The organism is Bacteroides sp. AM37-9, from assembly GCF_003603455.1.
Classification (GTDB): domain Bacteria; phylum Bacteroidota; class Bacteroidia; order Bacteroidales; family Bacteroidaceae; genus Bacteroides; species Bacteroides xylanisolvens.
On record NZ_QTNF01000002.1, the window covers coordinates 312,180 to 339,164 of the forward strand.

At 42.3% G+C, this 26,985-nt stretch carries 26 protein-coding genes; 9 read left to right on the top strand and 17 right to left on the bottom strand.

Annotation, left to right across the window (positions count from 1 at the left end; genetic code table 11):
* Positions 1 to 5: 5 nt before the first annotated feature.
* The 13 genes from DW862_RS02430 to DW862_RS02490 form a co-directional block, all read right to left on the bottom strand.
* Positions 6 to 455, bottom strand: a complete 450-nt coding sequence (locus tag DW862_RS02430; RefSeq protein ID WP_004307848.1) for an SPOR domain-containing protein — start codon at positions 453 to 455, stop codon at positions 6 to 8.
* 110 nt (positions 456 to 565) lie between these two features.
* Positions 566 to 1,324 (bottom strand): triose-phosphate isomerase, encoded by a 759-nt coding sequence (tpiA, locus tag DW862_RS02435; protein WP_004307847.1) that lies wholly within the window; start codon positions 1,322 to 1,324, stop codon positions 566 to 568.
* 106 nt (positions 1,325 to 1,430) lie between these two features.
* Complete coding sequence (locus DW862_RS02440) at positions 1,431 to 2,789, bottom strand: BT_3928 family protein (RefSeq protein WP_120067224.1); 1,359 nt, start codon at positions 2,787 to 2,789, stop codon at positions 1,431 to 1,433.
* Positions 2,779 to 3,321 (bottom strand): DUF1599 domain-containing protein, encoded by a 543-nt coding sequence (locus DW862_RS02445; protein WP_004307845.1) that lies wholly within the window; start codon positions 3,319 to 3,321, stop codon positions 2,779 to 2,781. Before DW862_RS02445 ends, DW862_RS02440 begins: the two co-directional genes overlap by 11 nt.
* Positions 3,322 to 3,443: 122 nt before the next feature.
* The gene (locus tag DW862_RS02450) at positions 3,444 to 4,313 is read right to left on the bottom strand and encodes a peptidoglycan DD-metalloendopeptidase family protein (protein WP_004307844.1); all 870 of its coding nucleotides are present in this window, start codon (positions 4,311 to 4,313) and stop codon (positions 3,444 to 3,446) included.
* A gap of 19 nt (positions 4,314 to 4,332) precedes the next feature.
* A complete protein-coding gene (gene ndk / locus DW862_RS02455) occupies positions 4,333 to 4,797 on the bottom strand; it encodes a nucleoside-diphosphate kinase (RefSeq protein ID WP_004307843.1) in 465 nt (154 codons plus the stop codon).
* A gap of 223 nt (positions 4,798 to 5,020) precedes the next feature.
* Complete coding sequence (recG, locus tag DW862_RS02460) at positions 5,021 to 7,117, bottom strand: ATP-dependent DNA helicase RecG (protein WP_120067225.1); 2,097 nt, start codon at positions 7,115 to 7,117, stop codon at positions 5,021 to 5,023.
* Positions 7,118 to 7,777, bottom strand: coding sequence for a 2-C-methyl-D-erythritol 4-phosphate cytidylyltransferase (locus DW862_RS02465; RefSeq protein WP_120067251.1), 660 nt, complete (start codon positions 7,775 to 7,777; stop codon positions 7,118 to 7,120).
* A gap of 7 nt (positions 7,778 to 7,784) precedes the next feature.
* The gene (locus DW862_RS02470; RefSeq protein WP_008020485.1) at positions 7,785 to 8,336 is read right to left on the bottom strand and encodes a DJ-1 family glyoxalase III; all 552 of its coding nucleotides are present in this window, start codon (positions 8,334 to 8,336) and stop codon (positions 7,785 to 7,787) included.
* Positions 8,337 to 8,363: 27 nt separating this feature from the next.
* On the bottom strand, positions 8,364 to 9,236 hold the full coding sequence (locus DW862_RS02475; RefSeq protein WP_120067226.1) for a TonB family protein: 873 nt from the start codon (positions 9,234 to 9,236) through the stop codon (positions 8,364 to 8,366).
* A gap of 6 nt (positions 9,237 to 9,242) precedes the next feature.
* Positions 9,243 to 9,659, bottom strand: coding sequence for a biopolymer transporter ExbD (locus DW862_RS02480; RefSeq protein ID WP_004305499.1), 417 nt, complete (start codon positions 9,657 to 9,659; stop codon positions 9,243 to 9,245).
* A 7-nt stretch (positions 9,660 to 9,666) separates the two neighbouring features.
* Positions 9,667 to 10,383 carry a MotA/TolQ/ExbB proton channel family protein gene (locus DW862_RS02485; protein ID WP_004307838.1) on the bottom strand — a complete coding sequence of 239 codons (717 nt, stop codon included), beginning with the start codon at positions 10,381 to 10,383 and terminating at the stop codon, positions 9,667 to 9,669.
* Positions 10,380 to 11,096 carry a pyridoxine 5'-phosphate synthase gene (locus DW862_RS02490; RefSeq protein WP_004307837.1) on the bottom strand — a complete coding sequence of 239 codons (717 nt, stop codon included), beginning with the start codon at positions 11,094 to 11,096 and terminating at the stop codon, positions 10,380 to 10,382. The genes DW862_RS02485 and DW862_RS02490 overlap by 4 nt, the downstream gene beginning before the upstream one ends.
* A 112-nt stretch (positions 11,097 to 11,208) precedes the next feature.
* On the opposite strand from DW862_RS02490, the gene DW862_RS02495 reads away from it, so the two are divergent.
* Entirely contained in the window at positions 11,209 to 12,117 is a 909-nt protein-coding gene (locus tag DW862_RS02495) for an NAD kinase (RefSeq protein WP_120067227.1), read from the top strand.
* A gap of 8 nt (positions 12,118 to 12,125) precedes the next feature.
* On the opposite strand, the gene DW862_RS02500 is transcribed toward DW862_RS02495, so the two are convergent.
* Both DW862_RS02500 and DW862_RS25750 read right to left on the bottom strand, forming a co-directional pair.
* Positions 12,126 to 12,998, bottom strand: coding sequence for a hypothetical protein (locus tag DW862_RS02500; protein ID WP_008020481.1), 873 nt, complete (start codon positions 12,996 to 12,998; stop codon positions 12,126 to 12,128).
* Positions 12,999 to 13,556: 558 nt separating this feature from the next.
* Positions 13,557 to 13,760, bottom strand: coding sequence for a hypothetical protein (locus DW862_RS25750; protein ID WP_008641898.1), 204 nt, complete (start codon positions 13,758 to 13,760; stop codon positions 13,557 to 13,559).
* 123 nt (positions 13,761 to 13,883) lie between these two features.
* Between DW862_RS25750 and mdh the strand changes: the two genes are divergently transcribed.
* From mdh to DW862_RS02530, 5 genes are all read left to right on the top strand, one after another.
* Positions 13,884 to 14,825 carry a malate dehydrogenase gene (mdh, locus tag DW862_RS02510; RefSeq protein ID WP_117810305.1) on the top strand — a complete coding sequence of 314 codons (942 nt, stop codon included), beginning with the start codon at positions 13,884 to 13,886 and terminating at the stop codon, positions 14,823 to 14,825.
* A gap of 269 nt (positions 14,826 to 15,094) precedes the next feature.
* Positions 15,095 to 16,558: a TolC family protein gene (locus DW862_RS02515; RefSeq protein WP_008020478.1), complete on the top strand. Its 1,464-nt coding sequence runs from the start codon at positions 15,095 to 15,097 to the stop codon at positions 16,556 to 16,558.
* A gap of 106 nt (positions 16,559 to 16,664) precedes the next feature.
* A complete protein-coding gene (locus DW862_RS02520) occupies positions 16,665 to 17,657 on the top strand; it encodes an HlyD family secretion protein (RefSeq protein WP_004315462.1) in 993 nt (330 codons plus the stop codon).
* 2 nt (positions 17,658 to 17,659) lie between these two features.
* The gene (locus DW862_RS02525; RefSeq protein ID WP_032811697.1) at positions 17,660 to 18,841 is read left to right on the top strand and encodes an ABC transporter permease; all 1,182 of its coding nucleotides are present in this window, start codon (positions 17,660 to 17,662) and stop codon (positions 18,839 to 18,841) included.
* Positions 18,842 to 20,101: an ABC transporter permease gene (locus tag DW862_RS02530; protein ID WP_004297229.1), complete on the top strand. Its 1,260-nt coding sequence runs from the start codon at positions 18,842 to 18,844 to the stop codon at positions 20,099 to 20,101. It abuts the gene before it with no gap.
* Positions 20,102 to 20,248: 147 nt separating this feature from the next.
* Here DW862_RS02530 and DW862_RS02535 read toward each other — a convergent pair whose 3' ends face one another.
* On the bottom strand, positions 20,249 to 20,818 hold the full coding sequence (locus DW862_RS02535) for a porin family protein (RefSeq protein ID WP_004314733.1): 570 nt from the start codon (positions 20,816 to 20,818) through the stop codon (positions 20,249 to 20,251).
* 398 nt (positions 20,819 to 21,216) lie between these two features.
* On the opposite strand from DW862_RS02535, the gene DW862_RS02540 reads away from it, so the two are divergent.
* The 3 genes from DW862_RS02540 (at position 21,217) to DW862_RS02550 (ending at position 25,523) form a co-directional block, all read left to right on the top strand.
* Complete coding sequence (locus DW862_RS02540; protein ID WP_004305524.1) at positions 21,217 to 21,582, top strand: BlaI/MecI/CopY family transcriptional regulator; 366 nt, start codon at positions 21,217 to 21,219, stop codon at positions 21,580 to 21,582.
* Positions 21,583 to 21,600: 18 nt separating this feature from the next.
* Positions 21,601 to 23,418, top strand: a complete 1,818-nt coding sequence (locus DW862_RS02545; RefSeq protein WP_008020471.1) for a M56 family metallopeptidase — start codon at positions 21,601 to 21,603, stop codon at positions 23,416 to 23,418.
* A gap of 191 nt (positions 23,419 to 23,609) precedes the next feature.
* Entirely contained in the window at positions 23,610 to 25,523 is a 1,914-nt protein-coding gene (locus tag DW862_RS02550; RefSeq protein WP_004307827.1) for a TlpA disulfide reductase family protein, read from the top strand.
* Between the two features lie 331 nt (positions 25,524 to 25,854).
* On the opposite strand, the gene DW862_RS02555 is transcribed toward DW862_RS02550, so the two are convergent.
* Positions 25,855 to 26,955, bottom strand: coding sequence for an Mrp/NBP35 family ATP-binding protein (locus DW862_RS02555; RefSeq protein WP_004309381.1), 1,101 nt, complete (start codon positions 26,953 to 26,955; stop codon positions 25,855 to 25,857).
* Positions 26,956 to 26,985: the final 30 nt, after the last annotated feature.

Here is a 26,985-nt window from a genome sequence, read left to right on the forward strand (position 1 = left end):
TACGATTATAAAGGAATATTGATCTGGTCTCTTACAATAGAAACCTCTTTGAACACACCGGTAGACTTCAACCGACGCATCATTGCGTCCGCCTCTTCAATGCTCCGGAAATCACCTACACGACAAAGCCAACGAGGTGGATTGAACGAAGTATATACTGTCAATTCAGGGAAATACTCTTTAACGCGTGATGCTACATGATAAGCATCATTCTTAGCCTGACGAGTATTATTACCGGCATACGCCTGTATTCTGAATCCGGAAGTCTTTATTACTTTCTGTTCACCTGTTGCAGGACGTTCCATCCCTATCAGAGCCTCAATACGGGGATCTTGATGAATAGTCACCTTTCCTTGTCCCGGAACGTTACGTTCCAGACTTTTGACAATGCCCTGTGCCTGTACACCGACAACTGCCAATACCAACAACAAAGTAAGTAAAGCTAGTTTTCTCATTCTATAAATAATATTTAGGCACGGATTACGCGGGTTACACAGTTTTCGAAATCTCTTGGACTAAACGATACCGTGTAATCCGTGAAATCCGTGCCTGAAAGAAGTTTTAATTATGCGTTAAAAGCATCAATGATACCTTTGAAATCAGATACTTTCAGAGCAGCACCACCAATCAAACCACCATCAACGTCCGGGTTAGCGAACAATTCTTTAGCGTTAGAAGGTTTGCAGCTACCACCGTAAAGGATAGAAGTATTGTCTGCGATTTCTTTGCCATACTTGTCAGCTACGATAGAACGGATGAAAGCATGGATTTCCTGTGCTTGTTCAGGAGAAGCAGTTTTACCTGTACCGATAGCCCAAACCGGTTCGTAAGCCAATACAATCTTAGAGAAGTCTTCAGCCGACAGAGAGAATACAGATTCCATTTGTGCAGCTACCACTTCGTTCTGCTTGTTAGCTTCGCGTTCTTCCAACACTTCACCGATACAGAAAATCGGAGTCAGACCGTTAGCCAAAGCCAATTTTACTTTTTCTTCAAGGATAGCAACTGTTTCACCGTAGTATGCACGACGTTCAGAGTGTCCCAGAATTACATATTTTGCACCAGTAGAAGCAACCATTTCAGCAGAAACTTCACCTGTATAAGCACCTGATGCTTTGTCTGCACAGTTTTCAGCACCTACACCAATCTTAGCAGCGTCTACCAACGGAGTAACAGAAGCCAAGTGGATGAACGGAGTACAGATGATTACATCACAGTTAGGCTTTTCGTTAGCCAATGCTTCGTTCAGTTCTTTAGCCAAAGCGATACCCTCTTGAAGGGTTTTGTTCATTTTCCAGTTTCCTGCAACAATGTTCTTTCTCATTTTGTTTTTTTATTTTAAAGGGTTAATAAATTTACGATCGGACGATTGACGATTGAACGATTCAGCTTAGTGTTCGTTACAGAGGGTCGCTCGTTATCATTTTTTCTTATTCTTGTTCTTCTATTCCTTGATTTTTTGTTTCCGGTTCTTTGCTTTTTATCTCTTCTTCTTGTTGCTTCCGCTTCGCGGTTTTCCGTTCCCGGCGGCGAACGACCAAAACATCCACCCCAAGCACTAACAACAATGGAATAACAAACCATAAGAATACATATCCTACCGTATGAGTGTCACTGCTCACCTTCTGCTTTCCTAACGACAGATTTTCCAGTTTGTCCGTCAGCACATATTCATCCGGTATATCCTCATCGCTCCATTTATTCAAAATTGTTCCGTTCTTAATCAGTATCAATCCCGGATTGGAACGAACCATCGTCTTTAATGTAATATCATCCATCTGACAGAAAGGATATTCGGCTCCCGTCTTGTCCTTCCACAGTTCTATCTGTTCCTCCGGTGAAGAAGTGAGGCAATAAAATTTGTAGCCATGCTCCACCGAATAGTCATATATTTCATTAATCAAATCAATGTTACTATCATCCGCCTCTTCAATCCGATGGGCAACCAACAGGAAAGTATATCCTATATCCGTCAATACATCGTCTGTTATATCTTCCCCCGTATTCAGATCTATCATAGAAAAATCATGAATAGCCGGTTCATATCCTTTTTCCTTAAGGATGGTACGCGTATCGACAAATGTCCAGGTACTATCCGGATAGTTATCCAACGTAAATTCTTTCTGCTCTCCGTTCTTCTCCAGGATAAAGATGCTTTCATATACGCTTGGTTTGGCTCCTTCGGGCATTGTCATTCCTTCCAGGATATTCTTTCCGATCTTGTAAGGGCGAAAGTCTAAAACAGGCAAACGGTCCAGGCAATAGAACGATAAAGTAAACACAAAAAACAGCGTATAGAGAGAAACCAGCCACTCCATCTTCACACTGATAAAACGAATCAGCATCCTCCTGTGACGGAAAGCCATTATTGCCGCAAACAGCAGAATGATATTCTTTCCAAATGTTTCCCAATTCGTCAATACCCAGGCATCACCAAAACAACCGCAGTCCGAAACCGGATCAAAGATGGCAAGATACAAGGTCAGTGGCGTCATGAAAATCATCAGCATCAAAGCCAATGAAGTAGCCAATGTTCTTCTTGTTGCAAAGAACAAAGAGATGCCTATAAAAAACTCAACGGCAGATAAAGTGATACCTCCCAATAAAGGGAAGAATGAAGGGAACCAGGAAGCCATTCCGAATGCAGTCAGATAATCCTGTATCTTATACTGGAAACCCAGCGGATCAACTGCCTTTACAAATCCGGAAAAGATGAACGATGCCGCCAAAAGAAAGCGACACATATTCGCCACTACCTCCTGAATGATATGTAAGTTCTTATCCTTCAAATTCTATCTTAATCAGTCCGAAAACAGAGTAATTAATCATATCCATATAATTGGCATCAATTCCTTCTGATACCAATGTATTGCCGGCCAGGCTCTCAATCTGCTTGGTACGGTAAATTTTCATCAGAATCAAGTCTGTGTAAGAGCTGACACGCATGCTCCGCCAGGCTTCATCATAATCATGATTCTTGGCAAGCATCAGTTCTAATGCCTCTTTTGCATACTTATCGTACAAAGCCATCGCTTCTTCATTGCTGATGTCGGCAGACTCAGCATACCCCAGTTCCAACTGGATAAGTCCGATGATGCCATAATTGACAATCGCAATAAACTCGGCACGGATTCCCTCGTCAATCAGGGTTACTCCTTTGGTTTCAATACTTCGAATCCGATTGGCTTTAATAAAAATCTGGTCAGTCACCGAAGCCGGACGCAGGATACGCCATGCAGGTCCGTAATCGTGCAGCTTCTTGGAAAATAAGTCACGGCACAAAGCGATGACATGTTCAAATTGTTGCTTGGTATCTTTCATCTTCTTCCAAATAGTGCGCAAAGGTAACAATAATTAAGTAAAAACAGAAAGAGGGCACTCTAAATTATATTAAAGTGCCCTCTCCTAAAGATATTGTATTACTGTTTTATAAGCTATATTTTTTATGAACAACGCAAAACCTGTCCGATACGCAAAGTAGTGGTCGGTTTGATACGGTTCAGTTTGCAAAGTGTACTGACTGATACGCCACGCAATTTAGCAATGCGGGACAATGTATCGCCACTCTTCACCTTGTGATAACGGATGGTACCGTCAGCCACTTGAGTATCATGAGAACCAGCACGCTTCACGCCTTTTGCTTTGCGGAACGTATAAGTATCGGCAACGATATCTTGTTTCGGGAAGTCGAACATATAAATCGGATTAATTGCAATCCCCAGGAAGCGGGTTTCGAAATGAAGATGCGAACCAGTAGAGCGTCCGGTGTTACCACCCAAACCGATTACTTCTCCGGCTTTCACTAATTGGTTTTCTTCAACCAATTGTTTTGATAAATGACCATACACTGTTTCCAATCCATTATCATGACGGATAACGACATATTTTCCATATCCTCTACGCTCATATTTTACGATACGTACTTTACCGTCAAAAGCAGCTACGATAGTATCACCTATATTCACTTTCAAGTCCAACCCATTATGCATTCTTCTCCAACGAGGACCGAAAGGCGAAGTAATTTTTGTACTTGGAGTTGGCATATGGAAACCTGTCAGGTCGATTGTATACGTATCAGGGATAATAGCATTTCCGTAAGCATGTACATACTGGTTGTTCCAGTTTGGATAAAGACTTAGGGCGGGATATTCGGACTGTTCGGCACGGATTTGCTTCTGCAAGGCCAAAGAGTCTACTGATTTTAATTTCTTGTCTATCGGTGCTTGGCGGGCAATCAGGTCTTGTGAGAAAGAGCTCAGACTGACCATAGCCGCAACAGCGACCAATCCTGTTTTAATAATGCTAAAATTCATTCCTTCTTTGTCAATTCAATTAATATTCGTCGTTTGCATACAGGTAATCAAATGTAGCCTGCTTGTAATCGAATATTTCTTCCGGTTTAAAAAATCTCGTTAATTCAATAGCTGCAGTCTCCGGAGAATCGGATGTATGAACGATATTCTCTTGAAAGCTCATACTATAATCCCCGCGAATGGTGCCTGGGGCAGCTAAACGTCCATTAGTCGGTCCCGCCAACGTACGGACTGTTTGAATAGCATCCACACCTTCGAAACAACAAACAATGACAGGAGTTGTCATCATCGAATCTTTCACACGCTGAAAGAAAGGTTTGCCGCTAAGGTGGGCATAATGTTCGCTTAACAATTCATCAGTCAGTTGCATCATCTTCATGCCGGCCAACCGTAATCCTTTACGTTCAAAGAGATGAGTAATCTCACCAACCAATCCCCGTTGAAGGGTACATGGTTTTAAAATGACCAGCGTTTTTTCAAGCATAATACTCGACTTTGCAAATGGTTAAACAATACATTTACTAAAAAAATTCTCCCAAAGGTAGTATTTTCCTGTGAAATGGCAAGGGAGTTATTAACTATTTTTCAGATGCTTAGTGCAAAAAGAGGGAATAATTGTTCCGTTAAACTCCTATAAATAGGGAGGATAGGGACAAAATATGTTTTGCAACACATTTACGCAAATAAACTGCATGTTTAACCGTTTTTCAACTTATGGCAGCCCAGTTAACATTCGTTTTCCGCAAGGCTTTAAGCTGCCGCCACAAGATTTCATTCTCGGGATTCTGTGCCGCAGGGTCTTGTTCCACAATACTTTCAGCTATGGCACGCACGTATTGCAACAGTTGCCCGTCGCGTACAATATCCGCAATCTTCAAATCGAAAGCGATGCCGCTTTGCTGCGTACCTTCAAGATCACCGGGGCCACGCAATTTCAAATCGGCCTCAGCTATTTCGAAACCATCATTGGTGCGTACCATGATTTCCAATCGTTTCCGGGTGTCCTCCGTCAACTTATAATTCGTCACCAGAATACAATAAGACTGTTCCGCCCCACGTCCTACCCGGCCACGCAACTGATGCAACTGCGAAAGCCCGAAACGTTCTGCATTTTCAATAATCATCACCGAAGCATTCGGGACGTTCACTCCGACTTCAATGACGGTAGTGGCCACCATGATCTGCGCTTTGCCCGAAACAAAAAGCTGCATTTGCTCATCCTTCTCGGCTGGTTTCATTTTGCCATGCACTTTACAAACCGTACATTTGGGAAACTCTTCCAGAATATGTTGATATCCTTCTTCAAGATTCTTCAAATCAATCTTTTCGCTTTCTTTAATCAGCGGATAAACAATATAGACCTGGCGTCCTTCTTCAATTTGTTTGCGCACCGAACGATACATACTTTCCCGGCGGTTATCAAATTGGTGGATGGTAGTAATCGGTTTTCTTCCGGGTGGAAGCTCGTCGATAATAGACACGTCCAAATCACCATACAATGTCATTGCCAAAGTACGTGGAATCGGGGTAGCAGTCATCACGAGCACATGTGGAGGTTGAACATTCTTACTCCAAAGGCGGGCGCGTTGTGCCACGCCAAAGCGATGCTGTTCGTCGATAACAACGAAACCTAAAGAAGAGAAATTGACAGTATCTTCAATAACGGCATGCGTTCCTATTAATATCTTCACATCTCCGGTCAGCAATCCGGTCAGAATCGCTTCCCGCCTTTTGCCTTTAATAGAGCCTGTCAGCAGTTCGACACGGATATCCATGCCAAAGAGCAATTCTTTGATCGTTTCATAATGCTGGTTCGCCAAGATTTCGGTGGGCGCCATCATGCAAGCCTGATAACCGTTATCCAACGCCAACAACATACTCATCAAGGCAACCAGTGTTTTCCCGCTTCCTACATCTCCCTGCAAGAGGCGATTCATCTGCCTGCCACTGCCGACATCGTTCCGTATTTCCTTCAATACCCGCTTCTGTGCACCTGTCAGTTGAAAAGGAAGATTCTTTGTATAAAATGTATTGAACACATCTCCCACTTTCTCAAAGATATATCCACGATATCTTTTTTGTCTGTCTTTGGCGTAGCGGAGGATATTCAGTTGAACATAAAACAGTTCTTCGAACTTAAGGCGATATTGCGCCCTGCGAAGCACATCGGGATTGGTCGGGAAGTGAATATTCCGGAGAGCTTCCGTCAAAGGCATCAGATGATGTTCCGCCAGCAATTTGGAAGAAAGTGTTTCAGGCAGAGGCTCCTGTATTTGTTGAATCACCGTTGCCATCATCTTCTCAATCGCGTGAGAGTTGAGGAAACTGCGCTTCATCTTCTCCGTCGTATTATAATAAGGTTGCAGTCCCACCGAAGAAAGTTTCAAATCTTCCGGCTTGTCTACATCGGGATGCGCCACATTGATACGTCCGTTGAAAACAGTCGGTTTGCCGAAGATGATATATTCCTCGTGCAGTTTATACTTACCTAAGATATACTTAATGCCTTGAAACCACACCAAATCCACGACTCCCGTACCATCCGAAAAGTGCGCCGTCAAACGACGTTGACGTCCTTCGCCAATGGTTTCGAAACCGAGAATTTCTCCTTTCAACTGGATATACGGCATATTGCCATCTATTTCGTGAATGTAATAGATGCGGCTCCGGTCAATATATTTATAAGGGAAATAATAAATTAAATCGTGCAAGGAGTAGATTTCCAACTCCTTATTTAATACAGCGGCTTTTTGAGGGCCTACACCGGAGATAAATTTTATGTCGCGTGTGGCTAAATCGAACATTTATAAAAGGGCACTCCCTACTTTTAAATCGAAAGGAGTCGTTATTTTTATATTTTCACGGTTACCTTCCGCCAGATACACAGGTATTCCCATTGCTTCGACAACGGAAGCGTCATCTGTAAAGAAGGGAGTAAATTCTTGTGCATAGGCTTGTTTCAACAACTCTACATCGAAAACCTGCGGTGTTTGCACCAGCTTGTAATCATTCCGGCTGACCGTTTCACTTCCGGCATCTGTCAGATGGCGAAGTGTCTCTACCACATCCACCACAGGAATCACCGCTTTCTGCACTTTTGCCAAGTCATAACAACGGCGAATCACCTCTACCGACACAAACGGACGTACGCCATCATGCACCCCTACCAGTCCCGGCTCCTGCACCAGTGCCAGACCGTTCTTTACAGAGTAAAAACGTGTTTCGCCTCCATCGGCAAGGGTATGTTCCACCGCAAAGCTGTGTTTTTGGCAAAGTTGCTTCCAAAAGTCCTGCTGTTCCCGTGGAAGCACTACTATGATTTGAAGTGTTTCGTCATATCTCCTGAATACTTCCAGGGTATGCATCAACACAGGTTTATCACCCATGGGAAGGAATTGTTTCGGGAGGTCACTTCCCATTCGCAAGCCCTTTCCACCGGCGACAATGATTACATATTTCTTCATGGACGGTTTAGCGTTTAACACACATCGCTTCTACCAGTTCGTCTACTTTTTCTTTACCTACCAACAGGTCAACGATTGTCAAAGCAAATTCCATGGCAGCACCCGGTCCCATACCGGTAATGATGTTTCCATCACGTACGACAGGTTCATTTACACATTCTGCACCATCCAGATATTGTTCAAAACTCGGATAACAGGTAGCCTTCTTTCCTTTCAGCAGCCCCAGCTTACCCAACACCATCGGAGCAGCACAAATGGCCGCAATAGGTTTACCTTTTGCGGCAAAATCAAGAATCAATTTACGCAACCCTTCGTGCTTGTCAAGTGTGGCAGCTCCCGGCATTCCTCCCGGTAACAACAACAGTTCAGCATCGAAGAAATCGCAATTCTCGAAGTTGATATCGCAAAGGACGGATACGTCATGTGCTCCCACTACAATTTCATCCGGTGTAACGGATACGATTTCTACATTAAGTCCGGCACGTCTCAACGTGTCAATAGCAGTAAAGGCTTCAATTTCTTCAAAACCATCTGCAAAAAAAGCGTATACAGTTCCCATAATCCTTTATATATTTGGTTAATGATACTATCTCAAGTTAAAATAATAGGTGATTGTCCCTGTCTGGTTATTCACCCCATCTATCGTATTAAAACGGGCTTTCTTCGCTGCGTCCTCCGCTGCCTTACGCAAAGCGGAATTTACCGTATTCGTTTGAGGGCTAATACTGGTCGATATCACTTGCCCTGCAGGATTCACGGTGATATTCACCACTACACGTCCTTCTTCCTGCACATTATATACAGGCTTCGGCAAACTGCCCGTACCTAAAGAACGTCCGCCAAGGTCAAATGTTCCGTAACCTCCGGTTCCGGTCTTCGCTCCGGTAGAAGAATTTCCCTCCTTGCTACCTTCGGTTCCCGTACCACTAGCCGCTGTTCCTTTATTTCCTGTCATTTGCGCTCCCTTTCCAAACGCACCGGACACCCTCTTTCTGGCAGCTTCTTCGGCAGCCTTACGTTCACGTTCCGCTTTTTCTTCTGCCAGTCGTTTCGCTTCCGCAGCTTTTTCGGCTTCCGTTTTCTCCGGCTTCTTCACCGGTTCTTTCGGCTTGACCACCTCTTTAGGTTTCACCGTTTCTTTTTTCGGTTCTTCCGTCTTAGGTTTCAGGGTTACTGTTTCCTCTTCAGTCTGCGTCAATAAATCCTGTTCCGAAGGAAGTTCCGGTGCTGTTTCCGCGGGTGCTGCCGCATCTTCATCCATGATATCCACGTCTACCAGAGAGGAATCATCGAAGCCACTTGCTGCGTCTACATTTCCCATCATTACAGGCACTCCGCCTGCATCTTCATCCGGTTGAGGGACAGTAAAGCTCACCAGAATCAAAAGAGCAATCACTGCCACATGCACCAACAGTGCACCCAGCGCTCCTATGTATTCACCCTTTTTTCTTCTGTCCATTGTTTCTTATTTATTTTCAGGCGGGCGTGTAGCCAACACCATCTTAAAATGATTCTCGTTTGCAATGTTCAATACCCTTACGATCTCACGGTAAGGTACCGATTCATCCGCATACAATGCCACGTACATTTCCGGCTCCTTCTCTGCGCAACTCTGCAAGAATGAAGTCAGATCGTTCAGCGCCACCGGCTGCTCTTTTTCATTGCCGAAAGCGGCATAGAAATTCAAGTCTTTATCGATAACCACTCTTGTCAGCGGTTTGGCCGAAGTCTGCTGCTTGCCTTGCGGCAACAAGACTTTGATAGCATTGGGCGACACCACCGTAGAGGTTATCATAAAGAATATCAGCAACAGGAAGATGACGTCCGTCATGGAAGCCATGCTGAAATTGGGCGATACTCTATTTCTTCTTTTTAATCCCATCAGCCTATTATTTTGCCGGCTCGTTCAACAAGTCCATGAACTCCATTGTACGAGACTCCATTTTATTTACCACACGGTCTACCAGCATCACCAGATAATTGTAGGCAAACATAGCAATGATACCGACAATCAGACCACCGACCGTAGTAATCATAGCTTCATAGATACCACCAGAAAGCAAAGTGATATCAATGTTTCCGCTTCCGGCATTCGCCATTTCATAGAATGCACGTACCATACCGGTCACCGTACCGAGGAATCCGAGCATCGGAGCACCTCCGGAAATAGTTGCCATTACAGTCAATCCTTTTTCCAGCTTTGCCACTTCAATATTACCTACATTCTCAATAGCTACCTGTACATCGTTAATAGGACGTCCTAAACGGCTGATCCCTTTTTCTATCATACGTGCCGAAGGGGTGTTTATCGTACGGCAATAGTTAATAGCCGCTTTGATCTCACCGCTATGAATATAGTCTTTAATCCGCTCCATAAACATCGGGTCCTCTTTTCCTGCCTTGCGAATCATGTAGTTACGTTCAAACAGGATATAGAAACAGACAACCGACAATACACCCAGCACAATCATAATCCATCCACCCTTGATAGCCATATCAAGCATGTTCATTTCAGGAGCGTTCACCTCCGTCAATACGGGGTTGGCAGTAGCCAGCGAGTCGGCCATATTCATAGCCCCTTGGGCTAACAAGATCATTGCATTCATGAGCGTAGACAGTTTTTATATTCCTGAATGGTACGTTCGAGTCCCAGATACAATGCATCGCTAATCAACGCATGTCCGATGGAGACTTCATCCACCCAAGGAATGTTTTTATAGAAATAATTTAAATTAACCAGACTCAAGTCGTGTCCGGCGTTCAATCCGATACCCAGTTTACGGGCAGTCTTCGCGGCTTCGATAAAAGGAGCGATGGCAGCTTCCGGATTCTTCGGATAGTTCGTTGCGTATGGTTCGGTATACAGTTCGACACGATCCGCTCCCGCTTTTGCTGCATATTCCACCATTTCAGGATCGGCTGCCACAAAAACAGAAGTACGAATACCGGCGCTGTTAAACTGATCGAGCACTTCAGTCAGGAATTCCAGATTTGCTTTGGTGTCCCAACCGGAATTAGAAGTAATCTGTGAAGGATCGTCGGGAACCAGAGTTACCTGATGCGGTTTGACTTTCAACACCAGGTCAATAAATTCCGGAGCGGGATAACCTTCGATATTAAATTCCGTGCGCAACAAAGGGCGCAAATCATATACATCTGAACGACGAATGTGGCGTTCATCGGGACGAGGATGAACAGTGATACCGTCTGCACCAAAAGATTCACAATCAAGCGCTACCTTTACTACATCGGGGACATTTCCTCCGCGAGCATTCCTTAGTGTGGCAATCTTGTTTATGTTTACACTTAATTTAGTCATAGTTCTACGTTATATTTGCCGCAAAAATACAAATATTATTATTAGTTGCCTAATAATACGAAACGCATTATGGGTTCTTTTTTGGTTATTTAAAGTAGAAATCCAAGAAAAAATGCCAAATTTGCATCCTGAACTAATGATGTTGCTTATGAAATTTGCCATTTTCGGAAATACTTATCAGGCTAAAAAGTCTTCTCATGCGCTAAGGTTGTTCCAACTATTGAGAAGGCAGAAAGCAGAAATCTGTATGTGCAGGGACTTTTATCAATTCCTGACTACAGAGCTCAAAATGGACATCCATGCCGATCACTTGTTTGACGGAGATGATTTTGATGCCGATATGGTAATCAGTATCGGAGGCGACGGAACATTCCTGAAAGCTGCCCGCCGCGTAGGAAGAAAAGGAATTCCTATTTTGGGAATTAACACAGGCCGTTTGGGCTTTCTGGCAGATATTTCTCCCGAGGAGATGGAAGAAACGTTCGATGAAATCCAAGCCGGAAGATATAGTGTGGAGGAACGAAGCGTGCTTCAACTCATCTGTGACGAAAAACGTCTTCAGGATTCTCCTTATGCTCTCAATGAAATTGCAATTCTTAAACGGGACAGTTCGTCAATGATTAGTATCCGAACAGCAATCAATGGAGCCTATCTGAATACTTATCAGGCTGACGGACTGGTTATTGCAACTCCTACCGGCTCTACCGCTTATTCATTAAGCGTAGGCGGCCCGATTATGGTTCCCCATTCCAACACGGTTGCCATTACTCCGGTAGCTCCGCATAGCCTCAACGTCCGTCCTATCGTTATCCGTGACGACTGGGAAATCACATTGGATGTGGAAAGCCGGAGCCATAATTTCCTCGTTGCTATTGACGGGCGAAGCGAAACCTGCAAAGAAACAACTCAACTCAAGATCCGCCGGGCAGATTATAGCATAAAAGTAGTCAAACGCTTCAATCATATCTTTTTCGATACACTCCGCAGCAAAATGATGTGGGGAGCGGATGGAAGACGATAGATGGGAAACTAATCTAACGTAAACGTCTGCGAACCAATCAGATTACCACCTTCGAAGATATCAACGCGATAGTTTCCGGCATATAAGAATTCTTCTACATCCCAGAATACATTCACGTTCTGTTCTTCTCCGTTATATTCAATATATTTCTTGATGGAGTAAACCAGTGTACGGTTTTCATAAGGGAAAGTATTGGATGCACTCTTAGTCAAAACATCATTATCCGGTTTGGTTATACGTATATAAATGGTACGTTCCCCGTTTTCAGCAGTTATATTCTTCACGATTGTGAAACTGATAGCCAATTTCACCACATCTTTCACCTTCTTCGCCACTTTACCGCGTTTATTGCGTGGTTCGATACGAATATTAGTTGCATCGAGTTGTGCGGCTAACGTCACCTTCTTATCCAGATTTTTCTTTTCTTCGGAAAGGTTACTGATTTGTTGTGAAGCCTGATTATATTTTTGTGTTACTTCTGCAATGACCTGTTTCTGCTGTGCAGCCAGTTTATTTAGTGAATCAATCTGATTAATATAACCAACCATTACTTTACGTAAGGTAGCCAATTCTTTCTTTAAACGACGAATCTCTGTTGCATTCGAACTCTTCACAGTACGAAGTTCTTCTAATAGACGTTGGGTCTTTAACTGTTCCTGTTCTAACAATACTCCTAATGAGTCATTAGTAACCTTAAACTTCAATTCATCATATTCTTGCACAAAACGACTATATTCGTTTTCCAGATCTTCCTTATCCAATTGGAATTCCTGCACTAACTCCCGATTAGCTTTTTTTTCGGTAAACAATAAATAAGTAATACCAATAATAGCTATCACCAAGATAGCCACGGCCGCAATAAGAAGGCTTTTTTTACTCATAGTTTCAGTTGTGAATTGATAACGTGCGCAAAAGTAATCATTTCGCAACAGAAGTCAAGTATAAAAAGTGAGAGTTTTTGAAAAACTCCCGACTAATCTATGCAATTTTAATTTATTAACCAGTCAACCAGGCCGAACCGACAGACGCAAAGTACCCCGACTGATTCTCCTTTATGATCCTAAGCGGCCACTGACATTACCTGATCGAAGCAGCCTTATTTGCGACTTTTACCTCGTTTGCGTACTGGTTTTGAAGCAAATGATACTTTAGCAAACAAGTATTGAAATTATTTTTTAATGAAGCGGTAGCCCGAGAAATAATATAGAATTCACCTAACGTACAAACGTATGTTATCTACCGTGTGAATGTCCGTTACCCACCGGGCGAGCATCAATAACCTACCAGACAAAAGGCGGTCATCTGCCGGACGAACAGTTCATGAGGGACACGAGAACAGAAACGACACCGACGAAGTGATCCAAACCGACAACGGCAGCAGCCAAAGCCATCTTCTCTGCCCAGTATTATTGCTATTGTTTATAACAGAAATAATACTTTTACTTACTCTTCTTTACTTTACTCTTCTCTACTCTACTGGTTTTCATTGGGTTTTTCCCCTTTACTGGCGGGCGTTTCAGCGCTTTGTAACACCCTCTCCGAACACCCTCGTTTTTGTATCGTTTTCGTTGTTTATTCTCCGCTTCTCTTCCACGCTTGCCAACGGCTTGTTCGACCACTTTTTTTTCATGATAGCTATCCATTCCGGAGAACTTAGACCTTTAACTAAAATTATTACGGAAAAATTTCTTTAATCAGGATTATCGTTGTAATTTTGTCGCGCTAAAAGATAAAACAAATTATCAACTTTTTAAATATATAGTATTATGTCAAAAGTAACCGTAGTAGGCGCAGGTAACGTAGGTGCTACATGTGCAAATGTACTTGCTTTTAATGAAGTAGCAGACGAAGTAGTAATGCTGGACGTTAAAGAAGGCGTTTCAGAAGGTAAAGCAATGGATATGATGCAGACAGCTCAATTGCTGGGTTTCGACACTGCATTGGTAGGCTGCACTAACGACTATGCTCAAACCGCTAACTCTGACGTTGTTGTGATTACTTCAGGTATTCCTCGTAAACCGGGTATGACTCGTGAAGAGCTGATTGGTGTGAACGCTGGTATCGTTAAATCGGTAGCAGAAAACCTGTTGAAATATTCTCCTAACGCTATCATCGTTGTTATCTCTAACCCGATGGATACAATGACTTATTTGGCATTGAAGGCTTTGGGCTTGCCGAAAAACCGTGTGATCGGTATGGGTGGTGCTTTGGATAGCTCTCGTTTCAAATATTTCTTGTCTCAAGCTATCGGTTGCAACGCTAACGAAGTAGAAGGTATGGTTATCGGTGGTCACGGTGATACTACTATGATTCCTTTGACTCGTTTCGCTACTTACAAAGGTATGCCTGTAGCCAACTTCATCTCTGCCGAAAAACTGGAAGAAGTAGCCGCTGCTACAATGGTAGGTGGTGCTACACTGACTAAATTGCTGGGTACTTCTGCATGGTATGCACCAGGTGCAGCAGGAGCATTCGTAGTTGAATCTATCCTTCATGACCAAAAGAAGATGGTTCCTTGTTCTGTATTATTGGAAGGTGAATATGGTGAATCAGATCTTTGCATCGGCGTTCCTGTAATCCTTGGCAAGAACGGTATCGAAAAGATCGTTGAACTGAACCTGAACGAAGACGAAAAAGCTAAGTTCGCAGCTAGCGCAAAAGCTGTTCACGGAACGAACGCTGCTTTGAAAGAAGTAGGTGCTCTGTAATTAATCCCCTTACTTTATATATCAAGAAAGGCTGTTCTTCACTACGAGGAACAGCCTTCTTTCTTTTCTACAGAATCCTACCCCACTATATTTTAAAAAAAGCTAATTCATTTTGCACTTTCAAGTAAAGCTCATACATTTGCATCGTTGTTTATGCAATTATTGTTTAAGTAAACAAGTTCAAAAAAACAGACTACTTCAATAAACAAATTACATGAGAACCGGGTTATTAAATATAGAAGTATCACCTTATTAATATGCAAGATGCGATGAAAAAAGTATTTCTTCTGACAATTCTGCTAAGTCTCACTTTCATAGGAAAAGCGCAGAACTTTCTAAGTCTGGATAGTTGCCGCGCATTAGCTCTTGCCAACAACAAAGATTTGTTGATAAGCAATGAGAAGATAAATGCTGCTCATTATCAACGAAAAGCTGCATTTACGAATTATTTGCCCAACTTCTCGGCAACCGGAGCTTACATGAGAAACCAGAAAGAGTTTTCATTATTAAACAATGACCAGAAAGCTACGCTTTCAGGATTAGGAACTAATCTGGCAGGCCCTATCCAACAGGCTGCAACCGAGATTGTAACAGCACATCCTGAATTAAAACCACTTATTGCTTCCTTAAGCGGAAAACTAGGAGCGGCTCTGCCTGCTCTCGACCAAGCAGGAAACTCTTTAGTGGATGCACTCCGCACAGACACCAGAAATGTCTATGCAGGCGCTATTACATTGACACAGCCTTTATATATGGGTGGAAAAATCCGGGCGTACAACAAAATAACAAAGTATGCCGAAGAGTTAGCTCAAGAACAACACCACGGTGGCATGCAGGAAGTAATCATGAGTACAGACCAGGCATATTGGCAAGTTATTTCGTTGGTTAATAAGAAGAAGTTGGCGGAAGGTTATTTAAAGCTCTTGCAACAGCTGGACGGTGATGTGGAAAAAATGATTAATGAAGGAGTAGCCACCAAAGCGGATGGCTTGTCTGTACGCGTCAAGGTGAATGAAGCAGAAATGACACTCACCAAAGTGGAAGATGGATTGAGCCTTGCCCGAATGTTGCTGTGCCAACTATGCGGTATTGATCTTAGCTCCCCCATCACGCTAGCAGATGAAAATATGGAAGATATTCCATTACTGACAACAGACCCTCATTTCGATTTATCTACCGCTTATGAGAATCGTCCGGAAATACGTAGTCTCGAATTAGCGACACAGATTTATAAACAGAAAGTAAACGTAACCCGTGCCGAACATCTTCCTTCTATCGCATTGATGGGGAATTATATGGTAACCAACCCTTCTGTCTTCAACAGCTTTGAAAACAAATTCAAAGGCATGTGGAATGTGGGAGTGATGGTACAGATACCTATATGGCACTGGGGAGAAGGTATTTATAAAACGAGAGCGGCAAAAGCCGAAGCCCGCATTGCACAATACCAGCTTCAGGACGCACGCGAAAAAATAGAGTTGCAAGTCAATCAAGCCGCTTTCAAGGTAAAAGAAGCAGGTAAGAAACTGGTTATGTCTTCCAAAAACATGGAAAAAGCGGAAGAGAATCTGCGCTATGCAACGCTTGGTTTTAAAGAGGGAGTGATTGCCACAAGTAATGTTCTTGAAGCACAAACGGCATGGCTGTCCGCTCATTCAGAAAAGATTGACGCACAAATAGATGTGAAGTTAACAGAAATCTATCTGAAGAAATCTCTGGGAACACTGAAATAAATAAAAAGCAGAAAAATAAAGTAAAGAACCCAATCAGAAACAACCCAATCCCTAACCAACTCACAATCCATAAAACATAAATCATAAATCATAATTCATAAATCATATGGCACCTATAAAATCACAAAACAGCAATATGCTGCTTGCATTCCTTACTCTACTGGGAGTTATTGCAATCGTTGCAGTCGTTGGCTTCTTCATGCTTCGCAAAGGTCCTGAAATCATACAGGGACAGGCTGAAGTTACCGAGTATCGCGTTTCGAGCAAAGTTCCGGGACGTATATTGGAATTTCGCGTGAAAGAAGGACAAAGTGTCAATGCCGGAGATACGCTGGCCATTTTGGAAGCTCCTGACGTAGTGGCAAAAATGGAACAGGCACGTGCTGCCGAAGCTGCCGCACAAGCACAAAACGCAAAAGCAATCAAAGGCGCGCGTGAGGAACAAATCCAGGCAGCATACGAAATGTGGCAAAAAGCCCAAGCAGGCGTCACCATTGCCGAAAAATCATATCAACGTGTAAAGAACCTCTATGAGCAGGGAGTAATGCCTGCACAGAAATTGGATGAAGTCACTGCGCAACGGGATGCAAGTATTGCTACGGAGAAAGCAGCCAAAGCACAATATACCATGGCAAAGAACGGAGCGGAACGTGAAGACAAGATGGCCGCGGAAGCTTTGGTAAACCGGGCAAAAGGTGCTGTTGCCGAAGTAGAATCGTACATAAAGGAGACTTATCTCATAGCTCCGGCTGCCGGAGAAGTTTCAGAGATTTTCCCGAAGGTAGGCGAATTGGTAGGTACTGGTGCTCCCATCATGAATATCGCCGAACTCAATGATATGTGGGTAACATTCAACGTACGCGAGGATCTGCTCAAAAATCTGACAATGGGTTCGGAATTCGAAGCAGTCATTCCTGCTCTGGATAACAAAAAGATCAAACTCAAAGTATATTATCTGAAAGACTTAGGGACTTATGCCGCTTGGAAAGCAACCAAAACAACCGGACAGTTCGACCTGAAAACATTCGAAGTGAAAGCTTCTCCGATAGAGAAAGTGGAAAACCTCCGTCCGGGTATGTCTGTCATCATTGACAAGTAATCATGAGAGAGAGAGAAAAGAAATATATAGCCCTGTGGCAGGTCATGCAAAGAGAGTGCCGGCGGTTGGTTTCACGCCCGCTCTACCTCTTCTGTATGGTCATTGCCCCACTGTTTTGCTATATATTCTTCACCACCTTAATGGATTCGGGACTTCCCAAGGATCTTCCTGCAGGAGTGGTAGACATGGATGATTCGTCCACCTCCCGCAATATTGTCCGCAACCTGGATGCTTTTTCACAGACAGGGGTTGTAGCTCATTACAGTAATGTGACAGATGCACGCATTGCCATGCAAGAGGGAAAAATCTACGGATTCTTCTACCTTCCCAAAGGTTTATCGGCAGAGGCACAGAGCCAACGACAACCGACAATCTCCTTCTACACCAATTACTCCTACCTGATTGCAGGCTCCCTATTGTTCAGAGACATGAAAATGATGGGAGAACTCACTTCGGGAGCTGCTGCAAGGACTATGTTATATGCCAAAGGTGCAACAGAGGATCAGGCTATGGCATATCTGCAACCGATTGTTATCGATACACACCCACTGAATAATCCGTGGCTGAACTATTCGGTATACTTATGCAATACACTGATACCGGGAGTACTCATGCTATTAATATTTATGGTAACTGTCTATTCAATCGGTGTAGAAATCAAAGATCGTACGGCTCGCGAATGGTTACGAATGAGTAACAACTCCATTTATATTGCATTGGCCGGGAAGTTGCTTCCCCACACCGTAATCTTTTTCATCATGGGTATATTTTATAACGTATACCTGTATGGATTCCTGCATTTTCCTTGCAACAGCGGTATATTTCCGATGATATTTGCCACGCTTTGTCTTGTACTGGCATCCCAATGTTGTGGTATTGTCATGATAGGAACCCTGCCGACTCTACGACTCGGATTAAGTTTTGCTTCCCTGTGGGGAGTCATATCGTTCTCCATTTCCGGTTTTTCATTCCCGGTCATGGCTATGCATCCTGTTTTACAGGCTTTGAGCAATCTATTTCCTTTGCGGCACTATTTCCTTATTTACGTGGATCAGGCGCTCAACGGATATAGTATGGCTTACTCATGGACCAACTATATGGCACTATTAATATTTATGATGCTCCCCTTCTTCGTGGTTCACCGCCTGAAGGAAGCATTGGTTTACTATAAATATATACCCTAAATGAAAGATATAAAATTAAAAGATAAGATAGCTCAAGGCATCAATGACCTGTTTTATATCTGGAAACGGGAGTTTCAGACAACTTTCCGCGACCAGGGGGTACTAATATTCTTTATACTCGTCCCGTTAGGTTATCCGTTGCTATATAGTTTCATCTATGATAACGAAGTAGTGCGTGAAGTTCCTGCTGTTGTTGTAGATGATTCACATTCATCTCTTAGCCGCGAATATCTCCGCAAGGTAGATGCTACGCCCGATATTCAAATCGTCTCCTACTGTGCCGATATGGAAGAAGCTAAACAAATGCTGAAAAACCGGCGTGCATACGGCATCATTTATATCCCTTCGGATTTCAGCGACAATATTGCCAAAGGAAAACAGACACAAGTCAGTATCTATTGCGACATGAGCGGATTGTTATACTATAAATCGATGCTTCTTGCCAACACTGCCGTTTCTCTGGATATGAACAGGGATATCAAAATTGCACGTAGCGGAAACACGACCGACCGTCAGGATGAAATCACTGCTTATCCGATAGAATATGAAGAAATCTCCATCTTCAACCCCACTGCCGGGTTCGCCGCTTTCCTGATTCCTGCTGTATTGGTATTGATTATCCAACAGACATTATTGCTCGGCATCGGTCTCGCTGCAGGAACTGCTCGTGAGAACAACAGATTTAAGGATCTTGTACCTATTAATCGTCACTATAACGGGACGTTACGAATTGTATTAGGAAAAGGATTGAGTTATTTCCTAGTTTATATATTGGTAGCTTTCTACGTACTTTATGTCGTTCCAAGATTGTTTAGCCTCAACCAAATTGGGCAACCCAGTTCATTAATATTATTCGTTGTCCCCTATCTTGCGGCTTGTATCTTCTTTGCGATGACAGCTTCTATTGCCATTCGCAATCGGGAAACGTGTATGCTGATTTTTGTATTCACATCAGTCCCCCTGTTATTTATTTCAGGAATTTCCTGGCCGGGAGCAGCTATTCCTCCGTTTTGGAAGTATGTATCCTACATCTTCCCCTCAACGTTTGGAATTAACGGCTTTGTAAAAATCAACAATATGGGAGCCACTCTTAGTGAAGTAGCTTTTGAATATAAGGCTTTGTGGTTGCAAGCCGGCATTTATTTCCTGACCACCTGTTGGGTATACCGCTGGCAAATACTGATGAGTCGCAAACATGCAATAGAGAGATACAAAGAATTAAAAGAGAAAGCAAACTTATCCAAGCAGATAAGTGATTAATGAGTAAGAATTACAAGAGAGAGAATTAACGGTGTATCCTTTCAATGGGATATGCCGTTTTTTTCAAATAAGAACATGAAAATCCCCCGTTCCAAGAGAGTATAGAACGAGGGATTTTAGAGATATTATAAAGAGAGTATAATAAGTTTAGAACTTGTAACCTACACCGATAGAGAAGTTCATGTTCTTCGGTGCACCGTCACCATCAGCCAATTTAGCCAAACCAAATTCTCCTGATAAGTCAATAAAGAATTTATTAATTTCATAAGCAACGCCTACACCGAGACCTGCATCAAATCTTTTTGCTCCAAATTGATCATCACCGTCACCAAAGAAATCAATTTTTTCATCACCAATTTTACACTTACCAGCAATACCAAATGCAAAATAAGGACCAGCTTTCACTACAATATTCTGGTTATCAGCAATTGCAAATCTTGCAGCAGCCAATACCGGAATCTCCAAATACATTGGATTCATTTTCACTTCATCCTGTTTAGCACCTTTTTGAGTGAACATCAACGAAGGTTGAATAGACCACATATCAGAGAACTGATATTCCATGCCAACGCCTACATTGAATCCAATCCTCATGTCAGTATCCATATCCCCAGTAAAGTTACTCATGTTCATACCAACTTTGGCATTCCAAGAAATCTGAGAATAAGAAACGATAGAAACAAGTGCAAATAGCACAAAAATCAAACCTTTTTTCATATCATTCATTTTTTAGTTTGCCTTCCTCTTCCCTTTGGTTGGCATTGTTAGTTAATAGTTCTGTTTGAAGTGTGGGGAATTATTCGCAACCGGTTAAAGTATTGAAACACACCCTTCCGTATTTAACGTATGTTTTGTAGCCGCAAATATATTTCATTTATTTTATATAAAAAAATCCTTGATAGTCTATTTTTTGCATAAAGGTTATTAAAGAGTGACTATATAGAAAAAAATAATGTTCATCCGGTCTTTTTTTATGCTTAAATAATTTCCGAATAACAATGCAATTAAAATATTCTTGCAAGATTTATACATTTACAATTATTAACCGACTAGCTATTGCTTGTTTACGAAATATTCGTAGATTTGCGAAGTATTCGTAATTAAACAACATCTCCATGGAAAAGTTAACTATACAAGAAGAAGAAGTAATGATCTACATTTGGGAGTTACAATGCTGTTTCGTAAAAGACATTGTTGCAAAGTATACGCAACCGGCACCTCCTTATACCACAGTAGCATCTATCGTAAAGAACCTCGAGCGGAAAGGATATGTCACACCGAAACGTGTGGGTAATACCTACCAATATACTCCTGCCATTCGCGAAAATGAATATAAACGCCATTTTATGAGTGGCGTAGTTCGTAACTACTTTGAGAACTCTTACAAAGAAATGGTTTCTTTCTTTGCCAAAGACCAGAAAATTTCGACCGATGATCTCAAAGATATTATCGAACTCATTGAAAAAGGAAAAGAAAATTAATAGAAAACATTCATCACCATGACTCCGGAACTAGCTTATTTTCTAAAGATAAATGTAGCGATAGCTCTGTTCTATGCATTCTATCGGTTGTTTTTCCATAAAGACACCTTCTTCCATTGGCGTAGGATGGCTTTGCTATGTTTCTTTGCCATCTCCATGCTTTATCCCCTATTGAATATTCAGGGATGGATAAAAGCTCACGAACCGATGGTGGCAATGGCAGATCTTTATGCAACCATCCTGCTTCCGGAGCAAGTTGTGACTCCTACACAAGCGACTGTCATAAATTGGCAAGAGGTTATCACGCAGTTCGCTAAAATTATTTATTGGAGCGGAATGTTATTACTTACCGCACGTTTCTTCGTACAACTGGGTAGCATCATCCGATTGCATTTCCAATGCTCAAAAAGCAATATACAAGGAGTACGCGTACATCTATTAAAAAAAGAAACAGGTCCTTTTTCTTTCTTCCACTGGATATTCATACACCCGCAATCACATACGGAATCTGAAATCAGTGAAATCATTACGCATGAAGAGACCCATGCCCGACAATACCACTCGGTGGATGTGCTTTTCAGCGAAATAATGTGTATATTCTGCTGGTTCAACCCATTTATCTGGTTAATGAAACGGGAGGTCAGAGGAAACCTCGAATACATGGCAGACCATCGTGTATTAGAAACGGGACATGATAGTAAATCATACCAGTACCACTTATTGGGACTGGCACATCACAAGGCTGCAGCAAATTTATCAAATAGTTTCAATGTTTTACCACTCAAAAATCGTATTAAAATGATGAATAAACGAAGAACGAAAGAAATAGGAAGAACCAAATATCTGATGTTTCTTCCCTTAGCTGGCATCTTGATGATTGTCAGTAACATCGAAATGGTAGCACGTACTACTGAAAAATTTGCAAAAGAAATGATGGGACAAGTAACGGAAGAAGTTGCCATGCAAGCTGAAACCACAAATATTCCCGAACTTTCTACAAGAGAAATTCAAGAAATCAGCCTTCCGCAAGGTACAAAAGGAAAGGAAGTAACGGAAACACAAATCAAGAGTGTACCGGATTCAGTTGTCTTTCAGGTTGTAGAAGAAATGCCGGATTTTCCGGGAGGGATGAAGGCATTGATGGATTACTTGTCTAAAAATGTCAAATATCCGGCTGAAGCACATGCAATCGGTGCACAAGGACGTGTAATTGTAAGCTTTACTGTTAAAAAGGACGGAAGTATAGCTGACACAAAAGTAGAACGAAGTGTCAATCCGTATCTCGACAAAGAAGCCATGCGTGTCATTGCTGCCATGCCTAAATGGCAACCTGGCAAACAAAGAGGGGAAGCAGTAAATGTAAGATTTACAGTTCCCGTTGCTTTCAGACTATCCGATCCAGAACTACCCAAGGCGGAAGAGATCAAACAGTCTGATCTGGACGAAGTAGTTGTAGTGGGATACGGTCCACAGGAAGATTCAACTCCCGGTGCAGTAGGTGTGAAAGGAGAAAACGCAGATCAGGCTTTCACTGTAGTAGAAACAATGCCCAAATTCCCGGAGGGACAAGCCGGGTTGATGCGTTATCTTGCTAGAAGTATCAAATATCCTGTCATTGCTCAAAAAAACAAAGAACAAGGCAGGGTAATCATACAAATGATTATCGGAACAGACGGTAGTTTGTCAAACGTAAAAGTATTACGTAGCGTATCTCCGTCACTGGATGCAGAAGCCATCCGTGTAGTGGGAAACATGCCTAAATGGGAACCGGGAATGCAAAAAGGACAGGCTGTCCCTGTTAAGTATACCCTCCCTATCACGTTCCGGTTACAATAAATAACTTCCCCGATACCGCTCCCTTTCCTCATCGGTGAGGAACGGGGCGTTCATCGGTGGGGAACCCTCTCCTCCCCGGTGCCGGACGTATCTTTCCCCGGTGCTGAAAAAAGTCATTTCTTTTTCCGTTTTTTACAAGGATAGTTATAAAAAGATCCTTATATTTGTTCGTGTAATAAAACATTATTCACATGAAAAGATTCGCATGGATTATCGGTTTAATATTCTGCACAATCTGCACCATACAAGCCAAAGACAGAGTTATCGAGCGGCCTCCTTTTCTAGCATGGAGCTCCAATAGTATTGAGATTGATAAAATTGTCATGAGTGATACCGTGACAACAGTGTATATAAAGGCTTTTTATCGTCCGAAATACTGGATTAAAATAGCAACGGGCAGTTTTCTGAAAGATAATAATGGAATGCTTTATCCCATCCGAAAGGGAGTTGGAATCACATTGGATAAGGAATTCTGGATGCCGGAATCGGGAGAAGCGGAGTTTCAACTCTTATTTCCCCCAATACCTGAAAATGTAACCAGTCTGGATTTCTCGGAAGGAGACTTCGACGGGGCCTATAAGATATGGGGAATACAATTAGACAAAGATACATTCTATAAACAAAAACTTCCCAAAGAAGCAGTCGTACACAAAATAAATAAGAAAGCGATATTGCCTACTCCAAAGTTGGTTTATGGGACTGCTACACTTAAAGGAAAAATACTGGACTATCAAAAAGAGATGATGCAACAAATGAAGATGCATATAGAAAGTCCTGCATTGAATGTCCACAACGAACAGAATATCATAAAGATCAAAGAAGACGGCACTTTTCAGGCGGAGGTCAAAGTAGCGTCCGTTACAAGTGTAGCATTAGAACTTCCTTTTGGCTGGATCGAGTGTCTGATAGCTCCCAACGAAGAGACATCGCTCATCATCAATACAAAGGAACTATGCCGTAGACAGGCGCATCTGCAAAAAAAGGATAAAACGTATGGAGAACCTGTATACTTTAATGGTTATCTGGCTAGTCTGCAACAAGAATTAGCTTCCGTAGATATAGATATTGTATTGAAAAGCGTTTATTACATGGATATGTACAACGACATTGCCGGGAAAAGCGCAGATGAATACAAGGCTTATGTATTGGAGCGTCTTCCATCCATTCGAAAAGAAATTGCACAATCCCCATACAGCAATGCGTGTAAAGAGCTATTAAATATTCAGGTAGATCTGGCAGCGACTGGTAAAATCGCCATGACGGAGAGAGAACTAAAATCAGCATATATCACTGTTAATAAACTGAATAAAGAACAGACCGACGACTATTTCTACAATACCCGCATTGATATTCCTACAGGATACTATGACATATTGAAAGAGTTCACTTCTATCAACACTCTGAAAGCGCTATACGGTAAATATTACGCATCAACAATATACTTGATAAGTTTTCTGCCAAATTCTTTAGATGTACTTAAAGAGACACTGGGAACGGGACAGGGACCCTTATTCGATAACATTAAATTTAATAAGCTGTATCAATCCATAAAGGATTTTACCCCGTTAACAACAGAGCAGAATGCCGAACTAAAAACTTTTTCTTCCCCGGCATACGCAGAGATGCTTACCCAAACGAACAAAGAAATAATAAAGAAAATAGAATTAAACAAAAGAAAGACAGGCTTCACTGTAAACGAGACGGGACAAGTCTCCAATGAGGACTTATTCCCATCCATTATCTCTAAATTCCGTGGACACACGTTGTTAGTCGATTTTTGGGCAACTTGGTGTGGCCCTTGTCGCACAGCCAATAAAGCCATTACTCCAATGAAAGAGGAATTAAAAGACAAGGATATTATCTACCTCTACATCACAGGCGAAACTTCACCCAAAGGCACTTGGGAAAATATGATTACCGACATTCATGGTGAGCATTTCCGTGTGACAAATGAACAATGGAGTTTTCTGATGTCCAGCTTCAATATCCGGGGAGTTCCCACTTATTTTGTTGTTGATCCGGAGGGTAATATCACCTTCAAACAAACTGGATTTCCCGGAGTAGACACCATGAAAAAAGAGCTTATGAAAGCTTTGAATAAGTAATTCGAACGTTAAAAAGATAGTGACGGTATATGCTTAGGATAGTGACGGTATATGATAATGATACCGTCACTATTTCTATCGGATAGCGTCACTATCTTGTAGAGGAAAATCCGCCAACAACAATTGCTATATAAGTATGTCATCATAATTAGTTTATATAATATATTTAGGCACGGATTACGCGGATTATAATATAAGATTATTTTGCAAGAATACGTAATCCTAAAAATCAATAAATAAACGAGCCTCCATAGTCTTTGAAAAGACTACAGAGGCTCGTTTTATATCCTATGGATAACTTACTGCAAAGCTATCCAACTCCAGATTCCACTTATTTATGCATTTCCACGATTTGAGTCGGCGCCATCTCTACATTCCGTCGATCTACTTGGCGAACGACACTGGCAGCCAGGGATAAGAAAGCACGTCCGGTCACGGAATCTTCATCCAACGCAACAGGTGTACCATTATCTCCCCCTTCACAAATGCTTTGAACAATAGGTATCTGTCCCAACAAAGGAACATTCATCTCTTCAGCCAGTTTCTTTGCGCCTTCTTTTCCGAAGATATAGTATTTATTTTCGGGAAGTTCGGCAGGAGTAAACCAAGCCATATTTTCAACCAAACCAAGGATAGGTACATTTACCTTATCATTGGTAAACATATTGATTCCCTTACGGGCATCTGCCAAAGCCACTGCCTGCGGAGTGCTGACAACAATCGCCCCTGTCATGGCCAGCGTTTGAACAACTGTCAAATGAATATCACTGGTTCCGGGAGGAAGGTCTATCAGAAAATAATCCAACTCTCCCCAAGCTGCATCAGCAATCAACTGTTTCAACGCATTACTAGCCATTCCACCACGCCACAAAGTTGCCTGATCCGGATCGACAAAGAAGCCGATAGATAATAATTTCACTCCATATTTTTCTACCGGAATAATCATGTCACGACCGTCGATACGTTCAGCATAAGGGCGTGCATCTTCCACCTGAAACATCTTCGGCATAGAAGGACCAAAAATATCAGCATCAAGCAAACCTACTTTATAACCTAATTTAGCCAAAGCAACAGCCAGATTCGCAGACACCGTAGACTTGCCTACTCCACCTTTACCGGAAGATATGCCGACTATATTCTTCACTTGCGGAAGGAGCTTGCCAACTTCCGGACGGGCAGCTTGTTTACTTTCCGCTGTGATCGTTACCTGCACATCAGGAGAGACATACGTATGGATAGCTGTTTCCGCAGCCTTCAACATTGATTTCATAAACGGATCAGTCGGTTTCTCAAAGATCAATGAGAAGCTGACAGTCATGCCATCAATACGGAGATTATCGGCAACCATCTCCGCTTCCACCAGATTCTTTCCCGTACCGGGATAACGCACCGTTGCCAATGCATCTAATATCAATTTAGGATAGAGAGTCATTTTATTTACTATTTGACGATTTACTATTTA

What these genes read in the sequence shown, in the direction of transcription:
- DW862_RS02430 (WP_004307848.1), bottom strand. Translation starts at nt 455, where the DNA reads ATGAGAAAACTAGCTTTACTTACTTTGTTGTTGGTATTGGCAGTTGTC.
- tpiA (WP_004307847.1), bottom strand. Translation starts at nt 1,324, where the DNA reads ATGAGAAAGAACATTGTTGCAGGAAACTGGAAAATGAACAAAACCCTT.
- DW862_RS02445 (WP_004307845.1), bottom strand. Translation starts at nt 3,321, where the DNA reads ATGAAAGATACCAAGCAACAATTTGAACATGTCATCGCTTTGTGCCGT.
- DW862_RS02450 (WP_004307844.1), bottom strand. Translation starts at nt 4,313, where the DNA reads ATGAATTTTAGCATTATTAAAACAGGATTGGTCGCTGTTGCGGCTATG.
- ndk (WP_004307843.1), bottom strand. Translation starts at nt 4,797, where the DNA reads ATGCTTGAAAAAACGCTGGTCATTTTAAAACCATGTACCCTTCAACGG.
- recG (WP_120067225.1), bottom strand. Translation starts at nt 7,117, where the DNA reads ATGTTCGATTTAGCCACACGCGACATAAAATTTATCTCCGGTGTAGGC.
- DW862_RS02465 (WP_120067251.1), bottom strand. Translation starts at nt 7,777, where the DNA reads ATGAAGAAATATGTAATCATTGTCGCCGGTGGAAAGGGCTTGCGAATG.
- DW862_RS02470 (WP_008020485.1), bottom strand. Translation starts at nt 8,336, where the DNA reads ATGGGAACTGTATACGCTTTTTTTGCAGATGGTTTTGAAGAAATTGAA.
- DW862_RS02475 (WP_120067226.1), bottom strand. Translation starts at nt 9,236, where the DNA reads ATGGACAGAAGAAAAAAGGGTGAATACATAGGAGCGCTGGGTGCACTG.
- DW862_RS02480 (WP_004305499.1), bottom strand. Translation starts at nt 9,659, where the DNA reads ATGGGATTAAAAAGAAGAAATAGAGTATCGCCCAATTTCAGCATGGCT.
- DW862_RS02485 (WP_004307838.1), bottom strand. Translation starts at nt 10,383, where the DNA reads ATGAATGCAATGATCTTGTTAGCCCAAGGGGCTATGAATATGGCCGAC.
- DW862_RS02490 (WP_004307837.1), bottom strand. Translation starts at nt 11,096, where the DNA reads ATGACTAAATTAAGTGTAAACATAAACAAGATTGCCACACTAAGGAAT.
- DW862_RS02495 (WP_120067227.1), top strand. Translation starts at nt 11,209, where the DNA reads ATGCCAAATTTGCATCCTGAACTAATGATGTTGCTTATGAAATTTGCC.
- DW862_RS02500 (WP_008020481.1), bottom strand. Translation starts at nt 12,998, where the DNA reads ATGAGTAAAAAAAGCCTTCTTATTGCGGCCGTGGCTATCTTGGTGATA.
- DW862_RS25750 (WP_008641898.1), bottom strand. Translation starts at nt 13,760, where the DNA reads ATGGATAGCTATCATGAAAAAAAAGTGGTCGAACAAGCCGTTGGCAAG.
- mdh (WP_117810305.1), top strand. Translation starts at nt 13,884, where the DNA reads ATGTCAAAAGTAACCGTAGTAGGCGCAGGTAACGTAGGTGCTACATGT.
- DW862_RS02515 (WP_008020478.1), top strand. Translation starts at nt 15,095, where the DNA reads ATGAAAAAAGTATTTCTTCTGACAATTCTGCTAAGTCTCACTTTCATA.
- DW862_RS02520 (WP_004315462.1), top strand. Translation starts at nt 16,665, where the DNA reads ATGGCACCTATAAAATCACAAAACAGCAATATGCTGCTTGCATTCCTT.
- DW862_RS02525 (WP_032811697.1), top strand. Translation starts at nt 17,660, where the DNA reads ATGAGAGAGAGAGAAAAGAAATATATAGCCCTGTGGCAGGTCATGCAA.
- DW862_RS02530 (WP_004297229.1), top strand. Translation starts at nt 18,842, where the DNA reads ATGAAAGATATAAAATTAAAAGATAAGATAGCTCAAGGCATCAATGAC.
- DW862_RS02535 (WP_004314733.1), bottom strand. Translation starts at nt 20,818, where the DNA reads ATGAAAAAAGGTTTGATTTTTGTGCTATTTGCACTTGTTTCTATCGTT.
- DW862_RS02540 (WP_004305524.1), top strand. Translation starts at nt 21,217, where the DNA reads ATGGAAAAGTTAACTATACAAGAAGAAGAAGTAATGATCTACATTTGG.
- DW862_RS02545 (WP_008020471.1), top strand. Translation starts at nt 21,601, where the DNA reads ATGACTCCGGAACTAGCTTATTTTCTAAAGATAAATGTAGCGATAGCT.
- DW862_RS02550 (WP_004307827.1), top strand. Translation starts at nt 23,610, where the DNA reads ATGAAAAGATTCGCATGGATTATCGGTTTAATATTCTGCACAATCTGC.
- DW862_RS02555 (WP_004309381.1), bottom strand. Translation starts at nt 26,955, where the DNA reads ATGACTCTCTATCCTAAATTGATATTAGATGCATTGGCAACGGTGCGT.